We start from the raw sequence: 10335 nt of genomic DNA, 5'->3' as shown, positions 1-10335 counted from the left end.
CCACCGATAAATTGGCATAATCTAGAGATTAAGACGCTGAGCTTGACTAAAAATGTCATATAGCACCTGCCTTGTTCTTAGAGGCTGATGCAATCTCATTAGTATCATCATTTATAACAGGCCAAATAGCTTGTATGACTGCTAGAGATAAGTGTTTTTTCATCATGAAATCCCTTCTTGATGGTTAAGCGCTGTACTGATAATAGCGTGTCACGAGTTGTTTTAGGTTATGGCTGTCGCAATGTCGCGCCCGTTTTTGATTGCAATTCATCAAAGGTCAACCCATCAACCATTTCACGTACCACCAACCCTTGCTCAGTGATATCAATCACCGCTAAATCCGTATAAATTCGATTGACACACTTTTCGCCAGTAATAGGGAGATTGAGACTTTCAACGATTTTGGGTTCGCCATTTTTGCTAACGTGATCCATAATGACGTAAACTTTTTTGGCCCCAACCGCCAAATCCATCGCTCCGCCAACGGCTGGAATGTCTTTTGGACGACCCAAAAACCAGTTAGCAATATCGCCATTTTTAGCGACTTCAAATGCTCCAAGAACACATAGATCGATATGCCCACCGCGGATCATGGCAAAAGAGTCACCATGGTGAAAGTAACTACCACCTTTGAGTAGCGTGATATATTGTTTGCCAGCATTGATCAGGTCGCCATCTCTATCAGCTTCTTCAGGAGCGGGCCCCATGCCTAAAACACCATTTTCACTATGCAAAAAAATGTCTTTATCTTTTGGTAGAAAGTCAGCGACCTTGGTAGGCTGTCCGATGCCCAAGTTGACATACATGCCTTCTTCGATGTCTTGAGCAACACACTTGGCAATCTCATCAACTGAACGTGGAGTATAATTACTCATTATTTATCTCCTTCAATACAGACAACTTCATGCACAAAGATACCTGGTGTAATGATGTGTTCAGGATCCAACGCGCCCAATTCGACTACTTCACTCACTTGAGCAATAGTATGCTTCGATGCTGCCGCCATAATTGGACCAAAATTGCGAGCAGCTTTACGATAGGTTAGGTTGCCCCAACGATCGCCCTGAAAAGCTTTGATAAGGGCAAAATCTGCTTTAATTGGATATTCCAATACGTAATTTACGCCATCGATAGTCCGTGTCTCCTTGCCTTCAGCCAGCAGCGTACCGTAAGCGGTCGGTGTATAAATTGCGCCAAGACCACTACCGCCAGCTTGCATACGAGCAGCCAACGTGCCTTGTGGTACAACTTCCAGCTCAATCTTGCCTGATCGATAAAGATCATCAAAGATATACGAGTCATGCTGACGTGGAAACGAACAAATAATTTTGCGTACACAGCCTGATTTTAGTAATAGTGCCAATCCTGTCTCGCCATTGCCTGCATTATTACTCACGATTGTTAAGTCTTTAGCATTACGCTCAATCAGCGCATCAATCAGCTCTGCTGGTTGCCCTGCCAAGCCAAACCCACCTATCAAGATAGTCGCCCCATCATTGATATGACTCATGGCGTCGATGGCAGATTCTGTCACTTTATTTAACATGGAATCATCCTATATAAAAAGTTGAGTAGCTAGGTCTAAATAATTGAAACTCAACTATTTACTCTAACGCTTCAAACGGTAAGCCCACGTAGTTTTCAGCAATCGTTGCTTTCCCAGCATCTGAATGAATAAAATAATCAAACTCAGCTTGCTGTACACGAAAATCGAAACGACCTGCACTCTGAAAACGATGTAATAGCATGGTCATCCACCATGAGAAGCGTACGGCTTTCCAAGCGCGTGCCAAGCAGATTTCTTGATAGCGAGGGATCAAGTCTGTACGCTCTTCCTCATATATTTTCACAAACAAACGAAACGCTGTTTCTACATCACTAGCAGCTAGGTTCAGTCCCTTAGCCCCAGTTGGCGGCACAATATGTGCCGCATCTCCCAATAAGAACACTTTGCCATATTGCATCGTTTCGCAAACATAAGAGCGTAGCGGTGCAATGCTCATTTCTATAGCAGGACCAGTCACTAGTCGTTCAGCCATTGCTGGGGGAATGCGGCGTTTTAACTCCGCCCAAAACTTTTCTTCATTCCAGTTTTCAATCTTGTCTGTATCAGGCACTTGGATGTAGTAGCGACTTCTGGTTGGAGAGCGCATCGAGCACAGTGCAAAGCCACGTTCATGAGCACAGTAGACCAGCTCTTCATTGACTGGTGGCGTGTCACTCATCAACCCTAACCAACCAAACGGATAGACTTTTTCATATTCTTCTAACTTATTAGAAGGAATAGACTTACGCGAGACACCATGAAAACCATCACACCCAGCTATATAGTCACAGTCTAGATGGAACGATTCACCGTCATGCTGATAAGTGACATAAGGCTTGTCTGATTCAATATCATGCAGCTCAACGTTCTCTGCTTTATAGACAGTAACACCGCCAACTTTTTCACGCGCTTCCATCAAGTCTCGAGTGACTTCTGTTTGGCCATATACCACGACATGTTTGCCGCCACTGTATTTTTCTAGGTCTATATGGTAATGCTCACCTTGAAAACTAAAGTCAGTACCAGTATGAATCAATCCTTCTTTGTCCATTCGCTCGCCAGCGCCCGACTCACGAATCAGATTTACAGTACCCTGCTCCAAAACACCTGCACGGATACGTCCTAGGACATACTCTCCTGTTTGACGCTCTAAAATAATGTTGTCGATACCTGCTTTGGTCAGTAGTTGACCGAGCAATAAGCCTGATGGGCCAGCACCAATGATGGCCACCTGAGTTTTATAATTCATGAAATCCCTCTCATTACTTGATAAATTCCTATTTGCACTACATTTTTATCAACCACTTCTTTACGAAAGCCATTAGCTATTCGTAAAAGTATTTATTTAAAAATCGAAAAAAACAGTCTCTCCATCACCTTGTAAGTAGATGTCAAATCGGTAGCGAGGTTTGCCATCGCCTTGCTCTTTTTTGGCTATCAATGTTTTTCGACGTTCTGCTGAAGGTACACTGTTCAATATTGGACACTGCTCATTAGCTTCTTGCTCATCATCGAAATAGGCTCTGGTTTGCAGATGTAAATTAATACCACGTGCAAAAATGGCGATATTGACGTGCGGCGCCATGGGCTTACCATAAAAATCCACCTGTCCAGGTTTGACGGTATGAAAATGAAAGTCCCCATCTAAAGCACAAGCACTACGTCCAAACCCGCTAAACGGTTCTTTGTTATCAAAGTTACTAATATAATCACCGTGGCTGTCTGCTTGCCATATCTCGATCAATGCATCATGTACCGCTTCGCCATTACCGTCGTATACATGACCGACCAATTCTATGTGCTCACCTTCAGCACCCTCTTTGGCCAAATCTTGCCAAATCTCATCAGATCGTGACTCAAAACCAGCAATTTCTAATGCCAAGCCGATATGTACAAAAGGACCTGACGTTTGAGAGGCCGTTTCACGCAACAGACCACTGTCGTCTTGTAATTTGTATTGGCTGTACATGATTTACTCCTCAAAATAGGTTTGTAATGCACCGCGCACCACGATGTCAAAACGATAGGCCAAACAGTCCATTGGCTTGCTTCTAGTCATATCTAAGCGTGCAATCATTGTTTCAACAGCTTCTGGATCTTTTAGCACTTGTACAATTGGGCACAGTGGAATAAGCGGATCCCCTTCAAAATACATTTGGGTAATCAGACGCGTAGAGATTGAAGGACCCATTACAGATACATGAATGTGCGCAGGTCGCCAAGTGTTAACCCCATTCGGCCACGGATAAGGCCCTGGACGCACTGTACGGAAACGATAGCGACCTTCAGCATCAGTGATACATCGCCCAACACCGCCAAAGTTAGGATCTAGTGGTGCCAGATAGCCATCTTTTTTGTGACGATATTTACCACCAGCGTTTGCTTGCCACATCTCAACCAACGTATTGGGCACAGGCTTACCGAACTGATCGATTACCTGACCATGCATAATGATACGTTCGCCAATAGGCAGGCCTGCTTGCTCACCATCTGCTCGAAAATTCATCAATAAGTCATTGTCATACTGACCGATTTCTAAACCATCAAATACAGGACCACTACGCTCTGAATCGCTCGCTCTTTGGAGACTGACCAACGCTTGACGCGGTGAACGCGCCACCGAAGTTTTGTAACCTGGTGTGTAGGGTTCTGGCTGCCAAGTGCGATCACGTGATAGAAAAGAGGGGTATTTATGGCTCATTACATTGCTCTCCATTTTTATAAAGCAAACTTTATCAATATCGGGTGCTAACTAGCTGCTGTGCTAATTAACTACTGTGCTGACTCATTGCTGCCTTAACTGATGGGATTACCCCATCCATTATCTTTGGCTAAAGAAAACGCATGATTGGCTGCTGGTACGCCAGCATAAATCGATACATGCATCAGCACCTGACGTAACTGATTTTCGTTGATACCTAGACGATGCGCGGTACGTAAATGCAATCCCAGTTCACCATCACGCCCAAGGGCAGCTAATATGGCGGTCGTAATCATGCTTCTTTGTTGCACGGTCAAGCTAGGATCTCCCCACAGCTCTCCCCAAGCATTACGTGTGATAAATTGCTGAAAAGGCCCATCTAATGTTGTGGCATTTTTGGAGGCCTTGGCAACATGATCTTCACCAAGAATTCGCTTACGTTGTGTAAGACCTTGCTCATAACCAATACCCGTCTGCCCAATAGAATCACGCATAGGGTTGTTTTGTATGTATTCGACTAGCTGTTTGGGCATTTCAACCGCTGGCACGTGTGCTAACCCGTCAAATACGGTTAGCTCAGCATTGGTAAAAGCTTCTTGGAGTCCGGCTAGCGTCGCAGGCGGTGTAGAGACATCTTCTCTACCTGCCAGTAAGGCAACCTTGCCTGTATAACTTGCTAAGTGTTCACGATTATCAACTTGCGCAATGGCTTCACAAAGCTTGGCATAGCTCTCATCATCGTTGCGTGACAACTGTACTTGCCATCCAAGTAGTGCATCAGGGTTTTGTTTAATATACGCAGGTGCAAACCAGCGCGGGACAATCCCTTCAGCCATTTGAGCCAAGCCCAAACTGCGAACGTTGGCAGCGCGTTCAGTCCACGCCTCTGCTGTACCAATCACAGCACCTGTATTGGTGAGCCAAACCTGCTCTAAAGATTCTGGCGAAATTTGGCACAGGCTTTGTCCAATCATGCCGCCAATAGAAGTACCAATGAAACTAAAGCTTTCAATATCTAAAGCGCTTGCTAAGCTGAGTACATCATAAGCCAACTGCTCTATAGTCAAATCTGCATAGGCAGCGCCACTGCTACCGTGGCCCGGCAAGTCCCAACGTATGCAGCGATAATGACCATGTAGCTCATCACATACTTTGTCCCATACGTTACGGCTCATGCCTAACGGATGCGCCATAAACAATGCTGGCAAGTAGGTTTCACCACTATCTTGGTAAGCAATAAGGTGCGTGTCTGTTGTCAAAAATGCCATTATTATTCTCCTGCTCTTGAAACCACCAAGGCAATACCTTGACCAACGCCGATACACATCGTACAAAGTGCACGGTCTTTTTTGGTACGTTGTAACTCATGAATAGCTGAAATCAGAATACGTGCACCAGAAGCGCCAAGTGGATGGCCTAAAGCAATAGAGCCACCTTTAGGATTCAGTCTTGGATCGCGATCCTCTAATCCTAGCTCTCTTGAACAGGCTAGTACTTGGGCAGAAAAAGCTTCGTTGAGCTCGATGATGTCGATATCGTCTAAACTAAGATTAAGACGCTTTAATAGTTTTTGAGTAGCTGGTACCGGACCGATACCCATAATAGTTGGTTCCACGCCAGCAGTTGCCATCCCTTCGATTTTTGCCATTGGTGTTAGACCATATTTTTTTACGGCCGCTTCACTAGCGATTAACATGGCAGCAGCACCATCATTGATGCCAGAAGCATTACCAGCGGTAATCGTCCCTCCTTCGTAGATAGGGCGCAGTTTTTCTAGAGCAGTTATATCGGTATTCGGACGTGGATGCTCGTCTGTATCGACGATCAACGCTTCTTTTTTGCGTCTCTCGATTGTGATAGGAGTAATTTCGGCCGCTAGACGTCCATCATTTTGTGCTTGAGCGGCTTTTTGTTGTGACCATACCGCAAAAGAATCTTGGTCTTCACGAGAGATATTATATTTTTCCGCTAGGTTTTCTGCGGTGCGCGGCATCGCTTCTGTACCATACATGGCATCCAGTTTTTTATTAATAAAACGCCAACCCATGGTTGTGTCTTGTAACGTTTGACGACGATCATAAGCACCCTCAGGCTTACCGATTACAAATGGTGCGCGGGTCATTGATTCGACACCCCCAGCGAGTGCTAGTTCCATCTCACCACTAACTATTGCGCGAAAGGCCGTTCCTACTGCATCGAGACCTGAGCCACATAGTCGATTAATAGTTGTCGCTGGTACATTTTCTGAGAGGCCTGATAACAAGCCACTCATGCGTGCAACGTTACGATTGTCTTCACCGCTTTGATTGGCACACCCCATAAAGCTGTCTTCTATCGCACTATGGTCAAAGTCAGGGGCATCATCCAGCACTGCTTTAATTACCTGAGCTAACAAATCATCAGGACGGATATCAGCTAACACACCACCATAACGACCTACTGCTGAGCGCTTTGGATGACAAATATAGACTGCGGTCATATCTTGCTCCTGAATAATCTATTGATGGATTGCATTTGTTCTATATTAGAATTATTGTTCGTATAGTGAATTAAATTACACGCTTTCTTTTGTCTTGTCAATCACGTTATTACACATACTCTTTAATTAAATACTAAATCCAGTATCCGGTTTGATATTAGAAATATAGCCAACATGTATCATCAGTTTTTAAAAACAAAAAAGACCCATTTGGGTCTCTTTTGATTGGATACAATTATAGGAGCAAAAGCTCGTTTATCACCGACTGAACCCTACTACTTATATTGAATCACCACCGATCACACGTATCTTATCAGGATCCGTCATTTCTGAACTGAATATCTTTGCATAACGCAATGTCGCATTTGCATGTTCTCTCATTATTCCTTCCGCCCTCGCTCCTTGTCCATGAGTAATTGCATCAAAAACAGCATGATGTTGCATATGAGCAAAATTAAATCGTCTGTATTCTCCAGACAAATTATCGCGATCAATAGCTAACGAGCTAACGGATGCAAACGGCATATGCTCGTTGCGATTTTTTGCTATATCAATAGCTGGATTACAACTGGCTTCAATGATCAACGAATGAAAGTGTTTATTAAGTTCGTGATAAGTCTCTAGATTTTCCTCGGTAACATAACCTTTAGCAAATAATGCATCCCCTTCAATAAGGCATTTCAACATACTTTGTCGATGTTGTGGGGTCAACCCCTTTTCAGCTGCTTGTCTCGCTGCCAACCCTTCTAAGACGCCCCTAACCTCTATCGCACCATTGATCTCTTCAGGTGTCACTTTACGTACGCGATAACCGCGATTTTTCAACTTAATCAACAAACCTTCTTGCTCAAGTGACCGAAAAGCCATACGTATAGGTGTCCGAGACACACCCAAACGTTCAGCTGTTGGTATTTCAGCAATACGCTCTCCAGCCACTAGATCACCAGAGATTATCATCTGCCGTAATGCGCTAATTACACGTTGTCCCGCCTTACTCATCCAAACCTCACTATCAATTAAAGCTTTTAAGATAAAAACACAGCCCGTTCTCAACTTCAAAACTAGAATAACATTCTATCAGTATTAAAGAGCTCTTAGTTAATAGCAGATAGGCCAAAGGGTAGTTGTTTGACGATCCAATTTCCAAGACAGCCTTATAAACACCTGCTAAAAGCAGATGACAGTCATTTTGTTTAGACCAAACTACAGTTATTAAGTCTGATAAAAAACTGATTTTTTAAAAATTGGATCCAATTTATGCAAATATTAGTAGACAAACGCTTTTATTATGATAAATTGGATCCAATCACATGGAAATTTACACACAAAAGGAGTTTGATATGTTCCCAAAAAATTGCTGGTACGTTGCTTGTACACCAGATGAATTTGAAGAAAAACCGCTAGGACGCAAAATCTGTGGAGAGAACATTGTCTTTTATAAAAGCTCAACAGGTGTGGCAGCAGTTGAAGATTTTTGTCCACACCGAGGTGCCCCTTTATCATTGGGCTATGTTGAAGACGGACTACTCGTATGTGGCTACCACGGTCTAAAAATGGGAAGTGATGGAAAGACGGTAGACATGCCTGGACAGCGTGTCAGAGGCTTTCCTTGTAATCGTAGCTACCCTGTGGTCGAGCGCCACGGCTTTATTTGGGTTTGGACGGGTGATGCTGAGCTTGCAGATGATTCAAAAATTCCAGAATTAGAATGGGCAAATAATCCTGAATGGGCGTATGGCGGCGGCCTGTTTCATATTAACTGTGACTACCGCTTGATGATAGATAACCTGATGGACCTTACTCATGAGACCTATGTACACGCAAGTAGCATAGGACAGGAAGAAATTGATGAAGCACCTGTCCATACTACCTCTGAAGGCGACTCAGTCATTACTAGTCGATTCATGGAAGATATCTTTGCGCCTCCATTTTGGCAAGCAGCGCTACGCTCCAATAAATTGGCTGACGATGTGCCCGTGGATAGATGGCAGATCTGTCGGTTTACTCCGCCCAGCCAAGTAATGATTGAAGTTGGGGTTGCCCATGCTGGAAAAGGGGGTTACGAAGCAGATCCTGAATTTAAAGCAGGTAGTATCGTAGTAGACTTTATTACACCTGAGACTGAGACTTCCATATGGTATTTTTGGGGTATGGCACGTAACTTTAAACCAGAAGATACTGATTTAACAGAGCAGATTCGTCAAGGGCAGCATCAAATTTTCAGTGAGGATTTGGAGATGCTAGAACGTCAGCAACTTAACCTATTAGCGTATCCTGAGCGCAAGCTATTAAAGCTAAACATTGATACTGGTGGTGTCAAATCACGACGTATCTTAGATAATCTCATTAAAGAGGAATGCCAATTAATAGAGAACATAAACCTCTAGACGTCACTTTTTATACAGTTATCTAACAATAACTTAGCTAATAGCCAGTTAAAAACATGACTGGTTAAGGATATCTATTATGATGGAAATTTTGGTTACTTCAAAAAAAATTATCGCTAATGACATTTGTCTTTTTGAGTTGGCAAGCTTAGAGAGTGATACGTTACCTCCCTTTAGTGCCGGTGCTCATATTGACGTTAAAATGCCTAATGGTATTACCCGTCAATACTCTCTATGCAATCACCCTCACGAGAGTCATCGTTATCAGATAGCAGTCTTGAAAGACCCTGCATCGCGTGGTGGTTCCTTAGCAATGCATCAACAAATAAATGAAGGTGACCACCTTCAAATCAGTGAGCCACGAAACCATTTCCCACTTGTTCATGATGCCAAACGCAGTTTGCTTTTTGCGGGTGGTATCGGGATTACCCCTATTCTCTGTATGGCGGAGAGACTTGCCCATACGGGCGCAGATTTCGAGCTGCATTACTGTACTCGTAGTCCAGAAAAGACAGCTTTTATCGAACGTATTCAAGCATCAGAGTTCGCTGATCACGTGCATTTTCACTTTGATGATGGTAATGGCTCCCAAAAGCTTGAAACAGCCAAAATACTTGCCTCTCCTGAGCCTGATACCCATGTATACGTTTGTGGACCTGGTGGTTTTATGGAACATGTCCTTGAGACGGCACAAGCACAGCATTGGTCAGCAGAGCAATTACATCGCGAGTATTTTTCTGCAGGCCCAATCAGTAGTGTTGATGATGACAGCTTTGATATTAAGATCAGTAGCACAGGGCAAGTTATAAATATACCATCTGATAAAACTGTCATTGAAGTATTAGAGGCGTTTGATATTGAAATACCTTTTTCTTGTGAATCTGGTGTCTGCGGAACTTGTTTAACTCGTGTAATCGAGGGAATCCCAGATCACAAAGATGTCTTTCTTACAGAAGAAGAACAAGCCAAAAATGACCAGTTTACACCTTGCTGTTCACGCGCAAAAAGCGCCCAACTGGTACTAGATATTTAATTGTCTCAACTTTAGGGTTGCCAGCGTAAAAAAGCGACTTACTTTTCGGCAGGTAACTTCAAAAGCAGCTTAGCTTCAAAGATAATAAAAAAGACCCTAGTAGGGTCTTTTTTATTAAATAGTAATCGTATTAAGCTAAACCTTACAAGCCGCGCTCGCTTCTTTGGCTTTTTCATAGACAGATTGCGG

At 43.5% G+C, this 10335-nt stretch carries 10 protein-coding genes; 2 read left to right on the top strand and 8 right to left on the bottom strand.

The window, feature by feature from the left end:
- Window positions 1–227 precede the first annotated feature (227 nt).
- The 8 genes from DXK30_RS12580 to DXK30_RS12545 form a co-directional block, all read right to left on the bottom strand.
- Window positions 228–875 (bottom strand): 3-oxoacid CoA-transferase subunit B, encoded by a 648-nt coding sequence (locus DXK30_RS12580; RefSeq protein ID WP_114701978.1) that lies wholly within the window; start codon window positions 873–875, stop codon window positions 228–230.
- A complete protein-coding gene (locus DXK30_RS12575) occupies window positions 875–1546 on the bottom strand; it encodes a 3-oxoacid CoA-transferase subunit A (protein WP_114701977.1) in 672 nt (223 codons plus the stop codon). The genes DXK30_RS12580 and DXK30_RS12575 overlap by 1 nt, the downstream gene beginning before the upstream one ends.
- A 58-nt stretch (window positions 1547–1604) precedes the next feature.
- On the bottom strand, window positions 1605–2795 hold the full coding sequence (pobA, locus tag DXK30_RS12570; protein WP_114701976.1) for a 4-hydroxybenzoate 3-monooxygenase: 1191 nt from the start codon (window positions 2793–2795) through the stop codon (window positions 1605–1607).
- 96 nt (window positions 2796–2891) lie between these two features.
- Window positions 2892–3515, bottom strand: coding sequence for a protocatechuate 3,4-dioxygenase subunit alpha (gene pcaG / locus DXK30_RS12565; RefSeq protein WP_114701975.1), 624 nt, complete (start codon window positions 3513–3515; stop codon window positions 2892–2894).
- Window positions 3516–3518: 3 nt separating this feature from the next.
- The gene (gene pcaH / locus DXK30_RS12560) at window positions 3519–4247 is read right to left on the bottom strand and encodes a protocatechuate 3,4-dioxygenase subunit beta (RefSeq protein ID WP_114701974.1); all 729 of its coding nucleotides are present in this window, start codon (window positions 4245–4247) and stop codon (window positions 3519–3521) included.
- Window positions 4248–4342: 95 nt separating this feature from the next.
- A complete protein-coding gene (locus tag DXK30_RS12555; RefSeq protein WP_114701973.1) occupies window positions 4343–5515 on the bottom strand; it encodes an alpha/beta fold hydrolase in 1173 nt (390 codons plus the stop codon).
- A 2-nt stretch (window positions 5516–5517) separates the two neighbouring features.
- Window positions 5518–6726 (bottom strand): 3-oxoadipyl-CoA thiolase, encoded by a 1209-nt coding sequence (gene pcaF / locus DXK30_RS12550; protein WP_114701972.1) that lies wholly within the window; start codon window positions 6724–6726, stop codon window positions 5518–5520.
- A gap of 279 nt (window positions 6727–7005) precedes the next feature.
- Window positions 7006–7725 carry a GntR family transcriptional regulator gene (locus DXK30_RS12545; protein ID WP_114701971.1) on the bottom strand — a complete coding sequence of 240 codons (720 nt, stop codon included), beginning with the start codon at window positions 7723–7725 and terminating at the stop codon, window positions 7006–7008.
- A 341-nt stretch (window positions 7726–8066) separates the two neighbouring features.
- On the opposite strand from DXK30_RS12545, the gene DXK30_RS12540 reads away from it, so the two are divergent.
- Together DXK30_RS12540 and DXK30_RS12535 are read left to right on the top strand one after the other, a co-directional pair.
- Window positions 8067–9113, top strand: coding sequence for an aromatic ring-hydroxylating dioxygenase subunit alpha (locus DXK30_RS12540; protein ID WP_114701970.1), 1047 nt, complete (start codon window positions 8067–8069; stop codon window positions 9111–9113).
- Between the two features lie 79 nt (window positions 9114–9192).
- On the top strand, window positions 9193–10146 hold the full coding sequence (locus DXK30_RS12535; RefSeq protein WP_114701969.1) for a PDR/VanB family oxidoreductase: 954 nt from the start codon (window positions 9193–9195) through the stop codon (window positions 10144–10146).
- The last annotated feature ends 189 nt before the right edge of the window (window positions 10147–10335 follow it).

The sequence above is a fragment of the Psychrobacter proteolyticus genome (assembly GCF_003350005.1).
GTDB lineage: Bacteria > Pseudomonadota > Gammaproteobacteria > Pseudomonadales > Moraxellaceae > Psychrobacter > Psychrobacter proteolyticus.
The sequence above is the reverse complement of the archived record's forward strand: the minus strand, read 5'-3'. Positions and strand labels throughout refer to the sequence as shown.